The organism is Clostridium sp. CM027, assembly GCF_024730565.1.
Lineage (GTDB): Bacteria > Bacillota > Clostridia > Clostridiales > Clostridiaceae > Clostridium_AD > Clostridium_AD estertheticum_B.
Genome location: NZ_CP077725.1, coordinates 485652 through 504414, shown reverse-complemented (window position 1 = coordinate 504414; position 18763 = coordinate 485652). Strand labels below are relative to the sequence as shown.

The following is an 18763-nucleotide window of genomic DNA, read 5'->3' as shown; positions in this document are numbered from 1 at the left end:
ACATTGGATAATAAAAAAAGAAATATTCTTATAACTAAAGACCAAATTGATGAAAGAATAGAGCAACTTGGTGCTGAGATTTCGAAAGATTATTGCGAAAAAAAATTATATATTCTTTCATTATTAAGAGGTAGCTTTATATATACCGCAGACCTTGTGCGTCAAATTACTGTGCCTACAAAAATAGGATTTATGACAACTTCAAGCTATGGTGATGGTGAAGAGTCTTGTGGATCAATTAATGTTATAAATGATATTCCTGACAATATTGAAGGTTTTGATGTATTAATAGTAGATGATATTGTTGATACTGGAATAACTATGGATTTCGTTGTGGCTCACGTTAAGTCTTTAGGTGCCACCAGCGTTAAATCTTGCGTTCTTTTAGATAAACCACTTAGAAGAAAAATTGAGATAACACCTGATTATTGTTGTTTTGAAATTCCAGATCTTTTTGTAGTTGGGTATGGATTGAATTACGGAGATTACTATAGGAATATACCATACGTATTTAATTGGGAAGACTAATAACCTTCTATATCAGAGAAGTCCATATTAATGACATTTCAGAGGGAAAGTCGTTAATATTGCAGCTCCGCAGGAGATTATTTAATAACTCACTTTTTCAATACTTCTTAAATACATATTGTTAGTTTATAAAAATAAAGTACGTTATTATTAATAGCGTACTTTATTTTTTATATTTTTGTTAATCACTACCACTATTGCCCAGTTTAAAATCTGTACCATTTAAATCTAATTGAACTGCAGTATTAGGTGTTTTTCCCACTATAATAGTTTCAGCAATTGGTACTTCATTAGCTACTTCGATATCATTACTTTTTAAAGGCGCAATTACTTTAACGGTAGTTTTTACTTTAACATAAATTTTATGCCTTGTTTGATTTATACCTGCACTTTCAAACTCAGAAGAATATTTAGTTTCTACATGGCCTATCGGCTGCATTTTTATGGTTACTTTAGGGCCATAATAAGATAAAATACTATTTCTTGTTATATAACCTATTGGGATTTTCATACCAACCTCCCCCAATTTCATAAGTTCCTTTTGGGATTCTAAAGCAACATCACATGCTATTTTATTCATTTTTAGAGTATCCGCTTTTAGCATTACAATATTCCCCTGTGAATCTTTATCCACTCTTATAACCTGGTCGTAGTTAAATTGCTTGGAATATTCACTAATAATTGATCTATTTACAATCTCTGTAGCCTTTGCTCTCATTTCCGCATCCGCTACCGCCATTACCGTTGGCATTACGGTTTTACCAAAAATGTATATGAATATTGTAAAATTTATCATAATTATGGCTATAATTATTAATATCCTAACTTTAATTTTATTTTTGATATTTATTACCTCCATCTAAGGTTATATGCTATTATATGTAACTTTTTTACGGTAAAGAATTTAAATATCCAACTCAAACTCAATATTCTATATTAAGCCACATTCAAATAAATACCATGATTATATGGTATAATATTAAAAGCTAATTATAGTTAAACAAGATGAATTTTTAGAAGGCGGAAAGCTACTTAATAAGTGTTTTCAGCTCCTGAGAAATGCAAGGAGGATACTTAATGGAAAAAGAAGAACCTAATAAAAAAAAGAAAAAAGAAACTGAGAAACATGTTTTTAGAACCCTTGTTTTTACTTTTCTAATTATAGCTTTAGTAAGCAGTGTAGTTATTGGAGGAGCAGTTCTAGCTATGATTAAGACAGCTCCTATCTTAGATATTAATGAATTTTTAAAATTGGATGAGATTACAATGTTATTAGACGATTCTGGAAAGACTATGGATGAATATGTTATTTCACAAAGAAGAATTAATGTACCTATTAATAAAGTTCCGGTCATCCTTCAGGATTCATTTATAAGTATTGAAGATGTTAGATTTCAAACACACCCAGGTGTTGACTTAAAAAGACTTGGTGGTGCTATTTTTAATGATATAAAGATAAAAATAGCTGGTAGCGGTCAAAGTCTCCAGGGCGCTTCAACTATAACTCAACAATTAGTTAAGTATAGAGTGTTTTTAGAAGATTCTATGGAAAACAGAACTTCTATAAAGAGAAAAATTCAAGAAATGTCTTTATCCTTACAAATTGAAAAAGTTTTGACCAAGTCTCAAATTTTAGAGACTTATATGAACACTATTTTTCTAGGAGGAAATGCTCATGGTGTAGAAGCAGCCTCTCATCAATATTTTAACAAATCTGTTGAAGATTTGACCTTAAAACAATGCGCTTTTCTTGCTAGCGCTGCACAAAATCCTAGTGTTTCATATAATTTGGCATCTAAATCAAATAAAAATAAAGAAGCTTTTGATTCAAATAGAACAAAAGCCGTTCTTGATAACATGTACAATAGTGGCAAAATCAGCAAAGAACAATTTGATTCAGCTATGGCTGAAGATTTAAATTTTAGTTTTTCACAAAAAGATGCAAACAAAATGAACTATGAGTACTTCTCAAGACCTGTACTCCTACAGGTTGCTGAGGATTTAATGAAACAAAATAATATTAGTAAAAAGGAAGCATATTCAATGCTTATGTACGATGGTGTAAAAATTTATACAACCATGAATAGAGATATGCAAAATGCATCACAGAAACTAATTGATGATCCTATGAAATCAACGCAAGCAGGCCTCCAGGCAGCCTGTGTTATCACAGATTATCATACAGGTGAAGTTAAAACTATTATAGGTGGACGTGGTGACCAAGTTCCTATGTCTTATAACAGAGGTGCGTCGAATGACTACTTAAAGGCTCCTGGATCAAGCATTAAGCCACTAACCGTATATGGTCCAGCTATCGATTCAAAAACAGCTACAGCTTCTACTATTATTGAAGATTCACCTATACCTGAAGACATTGGCAAGAAATATTCTGCTCCAGGTACACCTCCTTATAATCCTAGAAATTCCCCGCTTGGATATAAGGGATATTTACCTCTTAGAGATTGCTTAAAATATTCTGTTAATGTTGCAGCTGTTAAAATTGAGGATATGATTGGTCTTAAGACTGGCGTTTCTTATGGCGAAAAGTTTGGGTTGCAGTTAGATGACCAAGATAAGAATAGTATATCTGCTATGGCCCTTGGACAATTAGATGGTGGTACTTATAAAGGCACTAATCCTCTCACTATGTCAGCGGCATATGGTGTTTTTGGTAACAATGGGCTACGTACAACTCCCAGATTATACACTAAAGTAGTCGATAGATCTGGTAAAGTATTGCTTGAAACAAAACTTGAAACAAAACCTGTTTTATCTCCTCAAAGTGCATACATTATATATGATTTATTAAAAGGACCTGTAAGTCCTGGTGGTACTGGAACAAATGCTGTTTTTGGCGACATGCCAGTCAGAGGTAAAACTGGTACTTCTTCCGATTCTAAGAATCTGTGGTTTGTTGGTTTAACTCCATATTACTCTACAGCTGTTTGGATTGGAACCGATAAGGGAGATGAACTTAAAAATATTGGAAGTAATGATGCCGCTTCACTATGGGGAAATATTATGAAAAAAGCCCATACGTCTCTTCCAGTGAAAAACTTAGAAATGCCTTCTGGTATATCTCCCTATTCCGTATCAAAAGATTCAGGTGATATACCTACTGATTTAACTTATGCAGACCCAAGAGGCAATAGAGTTTACTCAGAACTATTTATTGATGGAACTCAACCTACATCCCTTGATAACATACATGTTTTGGCTAAGGTTATCAAAGACCCAAGTGGTAAATATGTTCTTGCATCAGAATTTACGCCACCTGGAAAAATTGAAACAAAAGTTTTTATAAAGAGAAATTATACACCTAATGTATTTCTAGAGGACTCTGCTTATGTATTACCAACAGCAGTTGACACCTTTTCAAATAATAGTATATTCCCCCCAGTTGCCACTCCTAAAGCTAGCATTCCTAAAACTAAAGGTAACTATTTTACTAAGCCTTAACACATAAATAAAAAACTACTATCAAATATTTGATAGTAGTTTTTTATTACCCTTTAGTTTTAGGATTGAATAACAACGCCATAATATATCCAAAGAAAATTGCAGCAGTAATACCGCCCGCAGTACCCTTTATACCTCCTGTAAATGCTCCTATAATACCAACTTCATCTACTTCCTTCATTACACTTTTAGCTAAACTATACCCAAACCCAGGAAGAGGTATACTTCCACCTGCTTTTCCATATTTTATCACCACATCATATATATTTAATGCACCTAATATTACACCAGCAGTTACAAATAAAACTAGTATTCTAGCTGGAGTTAATTTAGTAGTGTCCATAAGTATTTGACCTATTATGCAAATTATCCCTCCAACTATAAAAGACATAATATAATTATTCATTTATTCACCCCCAAACTCTATTGAAACGGCATGAGCAATTCCTGGTATTGTTTCTCCTTGAAGCGGTGAAGTTGAACTTAAAAGTGCACCTGTGGAAACTAGTAGTATTCTTTTAAATTTTCCCTTTAGCATATTTTTTAGTAAGTACCCTGTTGCAACCACTGCAGAACATCCACACCCACTACCACCCGCATTAGTTCCTTGGGTCTGCGCATCGAAAATTTCCTCACCACAGTCAATGTAATGACCCTTCATATCGTACTTATATTCTAGTAATAGTTTTTCTGTAAATTCTCTTCCTATAATGCCCAAATCTCCAGTAGCTATAATATCATAATCCGAAGGCTTTCGACCCGTGTCCATAAAATGTTGTTTAATAGTGTCTACAGCCGCTGGCGCCATTGCAACTCCCATATTATTCACATCAATTATTCCATAATCTTTGACCTTTCCAGTTGTAACATGGGTAACATATGGAAATTTACCTTTTTTCCCCAAAATCATTGCTCCTGCACCTGTAACGGTCCATTGCGCTGTTGGAGCTCTCTGACTTCCCATTTCCAGTGGCAATCTAAATTGCCTTTCAGCTGATGAGAAATGTGATGAAGTAGCTGCTATAACATAATTAGCCAGCCCACCCTCCATTATCATTGAAGCAACGCTTAAAGACTCTGCCATAGTTGAGCAAGCTCCATAAAGTCCTAGGAATGGTATATTCAAATCTCTAGCTGCAAAACATGAAGAAGATAACTGATTTAATAAATCACCTGCTAGTAGATAATTTATATCAACTTCTTTTAGTTTTGCTTTTTTTATGCCCTCTGATACAGCAGTATATAATAAACTAGTTTCAGCTTTTTCAAAGCTTTCAGTTCCATTAAGATCATCTTCTAAAATCCGGTCAAAATACTCTTTTAATGGTCCCTGCCCTTCCTTAGGCCCAACTATATTATATGTACTGATAATTCTAGGTTTACTTTCGATTTCTACTGTTTGAAGACCAATTCTTCTACCCATTTTAAATCACCACCTTAAAAAATAATATAAAATTCCTACAATTACAGATGACCCTATTCCATATACTAAAACGGGCCCTGCAATAGTAAACATTTTAGCTGCAACACCAAAAACAAAACCCTCTTTTTTAAATTCCATTGCTGGTGAAACGATTGAATTTGCAAACCCTGTAATTGGCACAACAGAACCTGCTCCTGCAAAATCACCTAGCTTATCATATACCCCTATGCCAGTAAGCACAGCTCCCAGAAAAACCATAACTATAGATACATATGTGCCTACCTCATCTTTAGGAATACCAATTCCAGAAAAAATGTCACTGATAAATTGTCCTATTACACATATTAAGCCTCCAACCCAAAAAGCATTAAAACAATGCAATCCTAAATTAGGTTTAGGGATGTTATTAGAATTAAGTTTATCAAATTTTTTTCTTATAGTTTTTTCTTCCACTTTCATGAAATGTCCTCCTTGTCGCTTTTAATAGTCACTACTAATCATTTATTATATTGTATTATGCAAATATAATATGCTAATTCTTTATGTTAGTATTTGCATTAATATTATTTTTAGTCAAAAAAAATAAGACGAATTTATATATAAGGAACTTCAAAATTTAAAATTGAAGTTCCTTATTTATATCTCATCTTATACACTCACTTTTATTAGATCAACTTTTCCCTCATTATTTTCAAAACTTTTTTTTCTATTCTCGATACTTGTACCTGGCTAATCCCCATCATTTTTGCAACTTGAATTTGTGTATTATCTTTAAAATATCTGAGCATAATTATTTGCCTTGATTTTGCATCAAGTTTTCTAAGTGCTTCTTTAAGGGAAATTTTATCTAAAACCTGATTATCTTCTTCGTATTTTTCACTTAATTTATCTATTAATAGTACTGGGGCACCATCATCTTGGTGTATTGTATCAAATAAATACAGCATATTGCTAGCAGACTCTAATGCATATACTATATCCTCTTTTTCAATTTTTGAAAAAACCGACAGTTCATCAATAGTAGGCTCCCTCCCCAATTCTTTGGTTAGAGTATCTTTATCATAATGTAATTGTCTTGCAGTAATTTTAACGCTTCTACTTACTTTTATAATTCCATCATCTCTAAGAAATCTTTTAATCTCTCCCATTATCATAGGTACGGCATATGTAGAAAATTTCACATTATACTTAGTATCAAAATTATTAATTGCCTTTACTAAGCCAATACATCCAATTTGAAATATATCATCATACTCATATCCCCTATTAAGAAATTTTTTACTTATTGATGAAACTAATGGTAAATTCATTTCCACCAACGTATCTAATGCACCCGGTTCTTTATTTCTAGCCAATTGAATAAGTTGCATATTATCTTCATAAGTATAGTTTTCTTTTCTTACTATTTTTTGATCCATAATATTCCACCTAACTTAAAGGATTAAATATTTTTTTCATTATTATACTTGTTCCCCTACCTTTATCAGACTTTACTTCTAAACTGTCCATAAAAGTCTCCATTACAGTAAAACCCATACCTGACCTCTCTAAATCTGGGCGGGAAGTATATAATGGTTGCCTAGCGAGTTCTAAATTGTCAATTCCTTTTCCTACATCTTCTATTATCACTGTTAGTTCAGTTCCATTAATAATAGCTTCTATATTAATCATTTCCTCTTCATTATCATATCCATGAATAATTGCATTAGTAACTGCTTCTGATACTGCTGTTTTAACGTCGGTAATTTCTTCAATTGTAGGATCTAATTGTGAAGCGAATGCTGCTACTGCTACTCTTGCAAAACTTTCATTCTGCGATTTACTTAAAAATTCAATTTTAATTCTATTGTAACACATACTAATCCCCCCACTAAATGTTGTTTACAGCTTGTTCAACGTCATCATATGACATAATAATCTTAAACATTCCTGACAATTCAAATACTCTTTTTACTGAAGATTTAATGTTAGTTACGCATACTTTCCCATTTTTCATATGTAACTTTTTGTATCTTCCAATGACCACACCAATACCGGAGCTGTCCATGAACGTCACATCTTTGAAATCCATAATTAATTTATTGTAGCTATCTCGTTCTAAACGATCATCTATAATGTTCCTTACTTCTTCAGCACTATGATGGTCTAGTTCTCCAAACATGTAAACTATCAATTTGTCCTCGCTATTTTCAAAATTTAAATGCATTTTCTTCCCCCCAAATCATTTTAAATTAAAATATTTTTTCAGTATTGCTTAAATAATGTACCTTTATTCTATATTCTATAACTTACATGATTTTCCTTCTTTTTTTATGTAATATTTTTTCATTTTTTTATGTTATACCCATTTTTATTAGATACTACAGTAAAATATGAAAATAAAAAGAAGCAGGATGACTAAATACAAAGTCACTGCTTCTTTTTACTATATCTTTAGTGTTTATTATATATTTTACTAAAACTTACAGTTAAATCTTTTTTCCCATTCCTCAATAAGTGAAGGTCTAAAGTCTGGATGAGCAATATTTATGAGCGACCTTGCTCTATCTCTTAATGTTTTACCTTTTAGCTCCGCAATACCATATTCAGTAATTACGTATTGTATTTCGTTTCTCAAAGTTGTAACCGCTGCTCCTTCATCAAGCAAAGGCGTAATTCTTGAAATCTTTCCTTTGCTTGCTGTAGAAGGCATTGCAATGATAGATTTACCGTCCTTTGCCATACTTGCACCTCTAATAAAGTCAACCTGTCCACCTGTCCCACTAAACTGAGTTAATCCAATAGTTTCTGCATTTACCTGTCCCATAAAATCTACTTGAATAGCAGAATTTATACAGACCATTTTACTGTTTTTTGCAATTATAGCCGGATCATTTACATAATCTACAGAATACATTTCAACCATTGGATTATTATCAACAAAGTCATAAAGTCTTTTAGTTCCCATGAGGAAAGTTACTACTATTTTCCCTGGATGAAGTGTCTTAGCTTTATTTGTTATAACTCCTGTTTCAACAAGTTCAACTACTCCGTCTGAAATCATTTCCGAATGTATACCTAAGTCCTTTTTATCCTTTAAAAACAAAAGTACTGCATCTGGAATAGCTCCTATTCCAAGTTGAAGTGTGGAACCATCCTCAACTAAAGAAGCACAATACTCTCCAATAGCTTTCTCAACATCTCCAATTTTAGGAGGATTAAGCTCTATTATTTGATGACTTACTTCTACAATATAATCAATATCAGAAATATGTATAAAAGAGTCTCCCATAGTTCTTGGCATTTTATTATTTACTTCTGCAATTACCATTTTTGCACATTCCGTTGCTGTCTTTGTATAATCAACAGATACACCGAAACTACAATAACCGTGTTCATCTGGTGCTGAAACTTGAACAATTGCCACATCTATTGGCAGATAGCCCTTCTTAAATAGCTCAGGTATCTTAGAAAAAAAACAAGGTGTAAAATCTGCTCTTCCATCTCTAATGGCTTCTCTTGTAGGAGCACCTGCAAATAAAGCATTGTGCTTAAAATGTTTTTCCATTCCAGTATTAGTATACTCAGCTTTTCCCATAGGAACCATGTGTGCAATTTCAACATTTTCATAAGCCTTACAATTAGCTACCATTGCAGCTATAATCTCTGTTGGCTCTCCACAAGCATGTCCTGTAACTACCCTATTTCCGGACTTTATTTTCCCTGCCGCTTGCTGCGCCGTAATCACCTTTGATTTATAGATTTCTTCTAAGTTCATACCAATCACTCTCCTAAATTATAAATTTTTGTTTTGACTATATATTAAATATTTTAATATCATAGTTTCAGTTTTTAAGGAAACGTTGTTATAAATAAGGTTATAATATTTCTTAAAATTTGTATTAGCACATTTTTGTTAGTATTTCAATGGATTATTGTGATTTATTTCACAAATATTAGAAAGCGAATTTACAGAAATTTATAAACTCCTGCATAATATATATACTAATATTTATTGTTCTTCCTGCATTTTTTAAACTTGTTCATTTTCACACCAATTCTAATTGGCTTATCTTTCCACTTATTATTCTTTTAGTATACACTAATTCTCTTAACTTGTATACCTAAATAAGGTTCTTTAATTATATCTATAACCATATTTCCCATGTATTTATTAAAATACATCAGTTTGAAACTTCATAACTCTTATTAGCCTTTTTTATTTTGTACAAAACTTAACAAAATAAAAAAGGCACTAAAACATAAAATAAATAGAAGCAGTATAATAAAATGTAAAATCACCTCGCTTCTATTCCTTTTATTCAAAAGTCTTTCTCTTGCTTATGCCTCCAATTCTTCATTTTCAAACAGCATAACATCAAATTTTGGTTTATTTCCTGATTGAATGATTATACAAAGTACAATGCCTGCTGCTAATCCCCAAGCTGCCCCTCTTGTTGCAACTACAGCAGCCATAACACCTGCAATACCTAGATCATTTGCTGTACGCGCCTTCAAAACTCCTACCCTTATAGAAACATACCCCTGTATTAGCATTGTAGATGCTAGTGCAATTCCTAAGATAGGTTTGCATAGGGAAACTATTGGTAAGAGTAAATATCCAGTAAGCGTACCGAATCTGAAGGAACCCGCTCCACCAAATATCGACTCCATAGACTCCTTGCCATGTTTATATCTTTCACAAATAACAACTTGCATTGCTGCCCATAGTGGTCCACACATTGTAAGATCTGGTCCTATTACAGACATTAGCATGTTACGAAGACCAAATATTATGTGAGATCTGTTCGGATTGTAATCTATAAGTTCATCTGGTCGCTCCTTCTTACAGTCTCCTATTAACGCTTGAGATTGTATCATATCACCAAATAAAACTATATATGCAGAAATAACCATCGGTAGAGCATTTATAAACATTTTGACTGGAGGAAACCCTATATCTTTAGAAAAAAGGGTCCATTGTGTCCATAAAACTCCAAAAGCTGGTTTTGTTATACCCCATTCTACCTTAGGCCAAGCTGTTTCCCCAACTAAAGGCGCAAATATTATCGCAAGTGCTATAATTGGTAGTATGCCTAAATTAGATATTGCTTTTAAAATTTTATTTTTATTGCTAATACTTTTAAAATGATTTGAAAATAAAAGGTAGAAACCTAACCCTACACAAACAACAATAGAAATTGGAAATTGATCAAAACGAGCACCTTTTACAAATATAATATTTACAGCTGCAATACCAGCTCCAATTATAATGCCGGACTGCATAGCATTAGGAACAATGTGAACTATCTTCTTACCAAGTCCTGTAGCACCTAATAATAATGCTAAAGCTCCTAGACTCATTTCAAATGCAATTAATGCTTGTATTCTTTCAGGTCCTATGGCATAATCACTTACATAAAGAATGAGAAGTGGAATGGCTGGTGTAACCCACCCAGGCACAACTGGATCCCCTAAAAATACATGTGCACAATAAAATATACCATTTAACACAACAACTGCCATTGCTACTTCAAAAGGCATTCCTAAAAATTCCTGGAGCATTGGAATAGCTCCAAGACAAACCGCACACATCAGTAATCCTTGAATATAATCTGCCATTTGAAACTTATAGTGAATTCCAGGTATTCTTATCTTAAAAGGACCTGCAGGTATATATGGTTGTTCTTTCACAAACTCTTTTTTAATAGACATAAATTAACCTCCGATTTTATTTCCTACCACTTGTTCTGCCGTAATGACCTTTGATTTGTAAATATCTTCTAAGTTCATACCTATTACTATCCTAAATTATATTTTTTTTGTTTTGACTATATATTATCTAATTTAATATAGCTTTCACTTAGTGAGAAATCGTTACCAAAACCACTGTCATTTTAATATGTCTGAATGCATTTTTCTTAGTATTTCAATGAATTATTGTGATTATTTTCACAAATATTAGCAAAAAAATTTATAAATCGCTGTATAATACATATATCTTATTATTTAGTATATACTAAGTATCTTAACTTGTATACCTAAAAGAAATTCAGCATTTCATCTAAAAAAGCGCGACCCAAGAACATGAAAATAAATAGAATCAAGATAATTAAATACAAAATCACCCTGCTTCTATTCATTAATTTTTAGTAAAAATCTTTGGTATCATCAATAAGAATTTTTTAGAGTATAACTGTAATAACTTCATCCACAGGCTTTCTACGAGGGCTTTTATTTTCCTCTTCTAATGGTAATCCAATAGGGGTTAATGCCATTAATGAATATTCTTCTTTTTTAAAATTAAGCACATCTCCAATTTCTTTTGCAGCATAATTTGGACCTGTCATCCAGCATGTGCCATAGCCAAGACTCGCTGCTGCAAGTAATAAGTTTTCCATTGCGGCCGATGCTCCCTGTATTCCTGGTGCAGTATTAAAAAGTTCTTGTATATCATCTGCGCTTTCATTAATGGCCTTAAATTCTTCAAATCCTGTTGGTTTATAATTTCCAGCATATACTAGAATTAAGCAAGGAGCATTCCTAAATGCAATATGGTATTTTAAAGATTTAGTGAAAATTGCCTTAATATTTTCATCTACAATTTTAGATGCTATTTCTGAATTTTTATCTTCCACGACTTTTACAATTTCATTTATCTTTTCTTTATTTCTAATTATTACAAAGTGCCAATTCTGAACATTTTTACCCGATGGAGCGTGAATAGCCGCTTTAATAATCTCCTCTAAATCAATCATAGGAATAACTTCGTCCTTAAATTTTCGTATACTGTGTCTTTTATAAATAAAATCTAAATTCGACATGGAATACCTCCTAATTTTATATTGTATATCATATACTATAAAGAGAGAGGTTTAACCCTCTCTCCTTATATTTTAATACAAATTCTTATAAACGTCTCTAATTTCATCTCTGCTTAAAGGCACATAATTATTAGCTAAAAGTCTTGCCTGACCTACAATAACGCTATCCGCAAAGCCTTCAATATCTTCTACCTTCATACCGTAGTCTTTCAAAGGTTTTCTAGTTAATAATTTATCAAGTATGCTGGCAAGTGCTGCAAATACATCATCTTCACCATTTACATTTAAAATATCTGCAAGTATTTTTTTAATATCTTTAATTTTACCATTTGGATTTTTCTTATTATAAGTTCTAAATACTTCAACAAACATCTGGTAGTTTGCTTCTCCATGAGGAACGTGGTAAGTTCCACCAAGTGGATAAGAAAGTGCATGAACAGCACCAACTCCTGTGTTTCCAAAAGCAATACCAGCATAGTTACTACCTATTACAAAATCTTCAATTATTTCTTTTCTGTATTCTTCACCTTTTTCAATTATTTGAACGTATCCTTTTAAAATCAATTCCATTGCTTTAACACTAAATAATTCTGTGTATGGATTAGATTTTGGAGATACATAGGACTCAATAGCATGAATCAACGCATCAATTGAACTAGCAACAAAAAATCTGTATGGTAGTCCTTTAACTAGTTCTGGAATAAGTACTGCATGATCAGCTAATAATTCATCTGTAGCAAGGCCCATTTTTGTATGTTTAGCTTTAATTTCAGCTATAGATAAATTTGTAACTTCTGAACCCGTTCCAGCAGTTGTAGGAACTATTATAAGCTCTTTATCCTTTATAAGTGGAACTTTTTTCTCAAATAAATCTAATGCTGTATTATCACCTTTTATTACAAGAAGCTTTGCTATGTCAATAACACTACCGCCACCAACAGCAAAAATCCTTTTAAAAGTTTTCCCCTTAATAGTAGCGAGAACTGCATCAATTATTTCATCTGAAGGTTCTCCAACTCCATATTTTTCTAGGAAAACTACTTCAGCGTTAAGATTTAGGCTTCCGAAAAAAGGATTATATATAAATTCATTTGATAATACAAAATCTCCTTCACCGATATTAAAGGTTTCAGCAAAATCCTTTGCTGTATCAAACTTATGAATTTGTGACTTAATTGAAAATAATTTCATTATTTTACCTCCTATTTAATTTAATTTAATTTAGGAAATTAGGTTTCAACATAAATTGAAACCTAATAACTCTATATTATTTTGACCAAATTTCCTCTATAGTTGGAACCTTAGCATCCTTATTGAAATATCCTATTCTTGATATATTTATTAAGTGGTAATACGTAAAGTTTTCAGATATTGAATTATTTCCCCAAGATCCACAGCCAAGAGTTGTAGATGGATTGAATCCATTATTGAAACTTCCACCCGCTCCTGTTGATGATGTTTGATTAACAACTAATCTACTTATAGGTAATTCTTTTCCTGCATATTCAATATGATCATTATCATTTGAATGAACCGCTGTAGTATGACCTGCGCCTTCATATAAAAGGTTAGTTTTAGCTAGTTCTACTGCTTCTTCAAAAGTATTGTAAGTCATTGTGATCATAAATGGGAACATTTTTTCCTTGTTAAGTACATCTAGTGATCCTATTCCTTTAGTTTTTAGTATAACTACTTTAGTATCTTCAGGAACCATAACTCCTGCCATATCAGCAATAAATTGAACTGATTGACCAACAAGTTTGCCATTTATACTTCCACCTGGGAACATAACCTTTCTAAACTTATCAATTGTTGCTTCATCTTCAATGTAGTATGCACCATTATCAACAAATGCCTTCATTATTTCAGAATGTTTTTCAACTGGAGCAATAATTGATTGTTCTCCAGAACAGATGATACCATTATCAAACTTTCTTCCTGCTATAATATCTTTAGCGGCTTTATCAAAATCATAATCTCTATCAATAATAACTTGAACATTTCCTGCTCCTACTCCGAATGCTGGTTTTCCGCTTGCGTAAGCAGCCCTTACCATTCCCATTCCGCCAGTAGCTACAACTGTATCAGCAGCTGCCATTAATTCTCCAGTTAATTCAACAGATGGTTCTGATATTATTTGAATTAAATTTTCTGGTGCTCCTAGTTTCCTTAATTCATCATTCATTAGTTTAACAGCATGTGCTGAGCAATCCTTAGATCTTGGGTGTGGAGCAACAATAATTGCATTTCTTCCTTTTAATGCAAACATGGCATTACACATAGGTGTAACTATTGGATTTGTAGTTGGTGTAATAGAAGCTATAACTCCCTTTGGCTTAGCAACTAGTACTATTCCTTCTTTTCCTTCTTCTGCTCCAATGATATCTACAGATTTTTTACCTTTTAAACTGTTCCATATAGTCTTTGACTTACCCATGTTCTTAGCTACCTTATCTTCATAAACTCCCATTCTTGTTTCAGTTACCGCTTCTTTTGCAAGTATTTCAGCATTATCAAATATAACCTTACCAATAACTCTAACTAAATCATCCACCTGTTCTTGATTATAATTTGCAATACCTGCTTGAGCTGTCTTTGCCTTAATCATCATTTCATTTATATATGCCTTGTTATCCATTTTATCTTCCTCCTATTTGTTTTATATTGTTTTATATATTTATATTTTTTTTTATATTAACTTACTATTAGATTATCATATTATTTAACGAAAATACATTTTATAATTCTTTATTCATCTTCATTGTACCTGTTTCCATAAACCTTACATGCCAGGATAGCGCATCGCATAACACATGAGGGGTATGCTTTCCAGCACAACATTCTGCTTTCTCCAAGTATTCCAAAAGTTGTGGCCTATAGTCCGGATGAGCACAATTATTAATAATCGCAACTGCCCTTTCCTTTGGGCTCTTACCTCTTAAATCTGCGGTGCCTTGTTCAGTAACAATTACCATAACATTGTGTTCTGTATGATCTACATGCGAAACTATTGGAACTATTGAAGATATATCTCCACCCTTGGCTATAGATTCTGTTGTAAATATGGTTAAAGAAGCATTTCCTGCAAAATCTCCAGAGCCACCTATTCCATTCATCATCTTTGTACCCATAACATGAGTTGAATTAACATTACCATATATATCAACCTCTAAAGCTGTATTCATAGCAATAACTCCAAGCCTTCGAATAACTTCTGGATTATTACTTATTTCCTGAGGCCTCAATACAATTTTATCTTTTAAACTGCCAACGTCACGTCTAAAAGCTTCCATTCCAGTTGGTGAAGGGCTTAATGCTGTAGCTGAAACCATTTCTGCTTTGCCACATCTTATAAGATCAAGCATAGAATCCTGTATTACCTCTGTATAGCAGGTAAGCTTTTTCAAATTAGTTTCACAAAGTCCTGCAAGCACTGCATTCGCTACATTCCCAACTCCTGATTGCAAAGGTAATAAATTTTCTGGGAGCCTTCCTTCTTTAACTTCATTTTCAAGAAAATTTATTAAGTTTTTTGAAATTGCTTTAGAAGTTTCATCAATAGGTTTTAACGCTCTTGTTTTATCAGATGTATTTGTCATCACAACTGCAGCAATTTTTTCAAGTTTACAAGGTATATAAGTTGTTCCAATCCTATCTCCCGGATGTGTTATTGGAATTGGCTTCCTGAAGGGAGGATTTTCTAACGTATAAATATCTGCAATACCTTCTAATGACAATGGCTGATTTTCATTAACTTCAATAATAACCATATCTGCATTTTCCACATAAGTAGCTGCATTCCCCACTGCTGTTGTAGGGATTATGTTGCCTTCTTCCGTAATTGCCAAAGCTTCTATAATTGCAACATTAACTTTAGGTAAAAATCCATAATTTACAAATTGAGGCATACAGCTTAAATTCATATCAATATACTCTGTAAGCCCTTTATTAATGCAGTTTCTTAAATTGCTGTTAGTTTGATAGGGCATTCTTTTTGAAATTATACCCGCCTCAGCCCAAGCTCCATCTATTTCTGCACCAACAGACGCACCTGTATACAATGTGAGTTTCATTTTTTCGCCAGTACTTTTAACTCTTTGCGCAAGAGCTAAAGGAACATCCTTAGGATAACCTGATGGAGTAAACCCACTTACTCCAACTACCATTCCATCTTTTATTAGACCCGCTGCTTCCTGCGCAGAAACTACTTTTTTCATAACTTCTTGACTTCTTATTCTTGCATTTTCCAAAATTACACCTCCAGTTTATATTAAATGTAAAAGATTATCTTAAGTATTTAGTTAGTAACTACTTGAGAAATCTCTGAAGCTCGCTTAGATTTAAATGCAATATACGAGCTCACAATAATAAATCCAATTCCTATAACTATATTTAATTCAAGCTTCTCTCCAAGTATCATTACAGCAAGCATAGTAGCTAAAGCAGGCTTTATTAAAAATACTAAGGATGCTGTAACTGCTGATGTTAACCTTATTGCTCCAAGGTAGAATACATATCCAAGTGCCTTTATAAATAGGCCCATGTACACGAGTACTAAACCTGCATTACCATCAATTCCTTTGAATATAGGTCTTCCTGTAGCTAAAAGTATTATTAATACAAAGAATGCTCCAATATAGAATGCTATACAGTTAAATACATAACCACCGTATTGATTTATTCTAATTTTGCTAATTACTGTAAATAGCGACCAGGCTATAGCTGCACCTAATGCAAGTGTTATTCCTAACAAATTAGAAGATTCACCATTCATTCCTGCTACCATTTTTGATGGATTGAAAATTATAATAACACCTAAAATACCTACCAAAAGAGATATTAATGTTGCTTTATTAATCTTTTCTTTTAAAATTAAATAAGCAAAGGGTACTGTAAATATCGCATTTGAACTAAATATAACCGCTGAAGTTGAAGCTAGAGTATATTTACCTGCAAATGATAACAGCGCCATTGAGATGGGTATACATAGTGCACCATTTAATGCAAAGTAGCCAACATCATTTATACCAAGCTTTAACTTCTTAGCTTTAATATCTTTTATTGCAAATGGAGTTAATAGTATTGCGCCGATTGTGAATATTAGAAATGTAATTTGAAATGAATCCATTCCATTTTTTACTAGCATTTTATTTGCAATTTCCTGAGTGCTGTATAGTAGAGCAGTTAGAATAATATACACATAACCTTTCCTCATTTGTTTCCCCCTATAATTTGCATTTAATTTTGGAATTTGGCTTTAAATCTCTTTTCCCATTCTTGCATAAGTGAAGGTCTAAAGTCTGGATGAGAAATATTTATGAGAGACCTTGCTCTATCTCTTAATGTTTTACCTTTTAGCTCTGCAATACCATACTCAGTAACTACGTATTGCACTTCGTTTCTCAAAGTTGTAACCGCTGCTCCTTCATCAAGCATTGGTTTAATTCTGGAAATCTTTCCTTTGCTTGCTGTAGACGGCATGGCAATAATAGATTTTCCATCCTTTGCCATAGCTGCACCTCTAATAAAATCAACTTGTCCACCAGTTCCACTAAACTGAGTTAAACCTATAGTTTCTGCATTGACCTGTCCCATAAGATCTACTTGAATAGCAGAATTTATACAAACCATTTTATTATTTTTCGAAATTATAACCGGATCATTTACATAATCTACAGAATACATTTCAACCATTGGATTATTATCAACAAAGTCATAAAGTCTTTTGGTTCCCATAAGGAAAGTTACTACTATTTTCCCTGGATGAATTGTCTTAGCCTGATTTGTTACAACTCCTGTTTCAACAAGTTCAACTACTCCGTCTGAAATCATTTCCGAATGTATGCCTAAGTCTTTTTTGTCCTTTAAAAATAAAAGTACTGCATCTGGAATAGCTCCTATTCCAAGTTGAAGTGTGGAACCATCCTCAACTAAAGAAGCACAATACTCTCCAATAGCTTTCTCAACATCTCCAATTTTAGGAGGATTAAGCTCTATTATTTGATGACTTACTTCTACAATATAATCAATATCAGAAATATGTATAAAAGAGTCTCCCATAGTTCTTGGCATTTTATTATTTACTTCTGCAATTACCATTTTTGCACATTCCGTTGCAGTCTTTGTATAATCAATAGATACACCGAAACTACAACAACCGTGCTCATCTGGTGCTGAAACTTGAACAATTGCCACATCTATTGGTAGATAACCATTTTTAAATAGATCAGGTACCTTAGAAAAAAAACATGGTGTAAAATCTGCTCTTCCTGAGCTTACTGACTCCCTTGTAGTTCCCCCTACAAATAATGAGTTATGTCTAAAGTGTTTTTCCATGCCTGGCTTTGCATATTCACTTTTACTCATTGCCACCATATGTACGATTTCAACATTTTCATAAGCCTTACTATTAGCTACCATTGCAGATATAACATCTGTTGGCTCTCCGCAAGCATGTCCTGTAACTACCCTATTTCCTGACTTTATTTTCCCTGCTGCTTGCTCCGCCGTAATAACCTTTGATTTATAAATTTCTTCTAAGTTCATAATT

At 32.8% G+C, this 18763-nt stretch carries 17 protein-coding genes; 2 read left to right on the top strand and 15 right to left on the bottom strand.

From position 1 onward, the window contains the following. Positions 1-3 precede the first annotated feature (3 nt). Positions 4-528, top strand: coding sequence for a hypoxanthine phosphoribosyltransferase (hpt, locus tag KTC92_RS02450; protein ID WP_165413402.1), 525 nt, complete (start codon positions 4-6; stop codon positions 526-528). 181 nt (positions 529-709) lie between these two features. On the opposite strand, the gene yunB is transcribed toward hpt, so the two are convergent. Further along, positions 710-1387 (bottom strand): sporulation protein YunB, encoded by a 678-nt coding sequence (gene yunB, locus KTC92_RS02445; protein ID WP_220285842.1) that lies wholly within the window; start codon positions 1385-1387, stop codon positions 710-712. Between the two features lie 218 nt (positions 1388-1605). Between yunB and KTC92_RS02440 the strand changes: the two genes are divergently transcribed. Next, positions 1606-3987, top strand: a complete 2382-nt coding sequence (locus KTC92_RS02440; RefSeq protein WP_216303693.1) for a transglycosylase domain-containing protein — start codon at positions 1606-1608, stop codon at positions 3985-3987. 46 nt (positions 3988-4033) lie between these two features. Here the strand turns inward: KTC92_RS02440 and spoVAE are convergent, their stop codons facing one another. From spoVAE to KTC92_RS02370, 14 genes are all read right to left on the bottom strand, one after another. Then, a complete protein-coding gene (spoVAE, locus tag KTC92_RS02435; protein WP_165413399.1) occupies positions 4034-4393 on the bottom strand; it encodes a stage V sporulation protein AE in 360 nt (119 codons plus the stop codon). Next, positions 4394-5410 carry a stage V sporulation protein AD gene (gene spoVAD, locus KTC92_RS02430; RefSeq protein ID WP_216303694.1) on the bottom strand — a complete coding sequence of 339 codons (1017 nt, stop codon included), beginning with the start codon at positions 5408-5410 and terminating at the stop codon, positions 4394-4396. 6 nt (positions 5411-5416) lie between these two features. Beyond that, a complete protein-coding gene (gene spoVAC / locus KTC92_RS02425; RefSeq protein ID WP_165413397.1) occupies positions 5417-5869 on the bottom strand; it encodes a stage V sporulation protein AC in 453 nt (150 codons plus the stop codon). 206 nt (positions 5870-6075) lie between these two features. Beyond that, complete coding sequence (gene sigF, locus KTC92_RS02420; protein WP_165413396.1) at positions 6076-6828, bottom strand: RNA polymerase sporulation sigma factor SigF; 753 nt, start codon at positions 6826-6828, stop codon at positions 6076-6078. A gap of 10 nt (positions 6829-6838) precedes the next feature. Further along, positions 6839-7267 carry an anti-sigma F factor gene (spoIIAB, locus tag KTC92_RS02415; RefSeq protein ID WP_165413395.1) on the bottom strand — a complete coding sequence of 143 codons (429 nt, stop codon included), beginning with the start codon at positions 7265-7267 and terminating at the stop codon, positions 6839-6841. A gap of 13 nt (positions 7268-7280) precedes the next feature. Continuing rightward, positions 7281-7616, bottom strand: a complete 336-nt coding sequence (gene spoIIAA / locus KTC92_RS02410; protein WP_165413394.1) for an anti-sigma F factor antagonist — start codon at positions 7614-7616, stop codon at positions 7281-7283. A 249-nt stretch (positions 7617-7865) separates the two neighbouring features. Continuing rightward, entirely contained in the window at positions 7866-9167 is a 1302-nt protein-coding gene (locus KTC92_RS02405; RefSeq protein ID WP_258280666.1) for an acetyl-CoA hydrolase/transferase family protein, read from the bottom strand. A gap of 563 nt (positions 9168-9730) precedes the next feature. Continuing rightward, positions 9731-11104 carry a hypothetical protein gene (locus KTC92_RS02400; RefSeq protein ID WP_216303696.1) on the bottom strand — a complete coding sequence of 458 codons (1374 nt, stop codon included), beginning with the start codon at positions 11102-11104 and terminating at the stop codon, positions 9731-9733. A 470-nt stretch (positions 11105-11574) separates the two neighbouring features. Next, positions 11575-12213 (bottom strand): nitroreductase family protein, encoded by a 639-nt coding sequence (locus KTC92_RS02395; RefSeq protein WP_220285843.1) that lies wholly within the window; start codon positions 12211-12213, stop codon positions 11575-11577. A gap of 72 nt (positions 12214-12285) precedes the next feature. Beyond that, entirely contained in the window at positions 12286-13404 is a 1119-nt protein-coding gene (locus tag KTC92_RS02390) for a 4-hydroxybutyrate dehydrogenase (RefSeq protein WP_216303698.1), read from the bottom strand. 76 nt (positions 13405-13480) lie between these two features. Further along, a complete protein-coding gene (locus KTC92_RS02385) occupies positions 13481-14851 on the bottom strand; it encodes an aldehyde dehydrogenase family protein (protein WP_216303699.1) in 1371 nt (456 codons plus the stop codon). A gap of 100 nt (positions 14852-14951) precedes the next feature. Then, positions 14952-16430, bottom strand: a complete 1479-nt coding sequence (locus KTC92_RS02380) for an acetyl-CoA hydrolase/transferase family protein (RefSeq protein ID WP_220286015.1) — start codon at positions 16428-16430, stop codon at positions 14952-14954. An 80-nt stretch (positions 16431-16510) separates the two neighbouring features. Then, complete coding sequence (locus KTC92_RS02375; RefSeq protein ID WP_165413388.1) at positions 16511-17428, bottom strand: DMT family transporter; 918 nt, start codon at positions 17426-17428, stop codon at positions 16511-16513. Between the two features lie 23 nt (positions 17429-17451). Then, positions 17452-18759 carry an acetyl-CoA hydrolase/transferase family protein gene (locus KTC92_RS02370; protein ID WP_220285844.1) on the bottom strand — a complete coding sequence of 436 codons (1308 nt, stop codon included), beginning with the start codon at positions 18757-18759 and terminating at the stop codon, positions 17452-17454. Positions 18760-18763 lie beyond the last annotated feature (4 nt).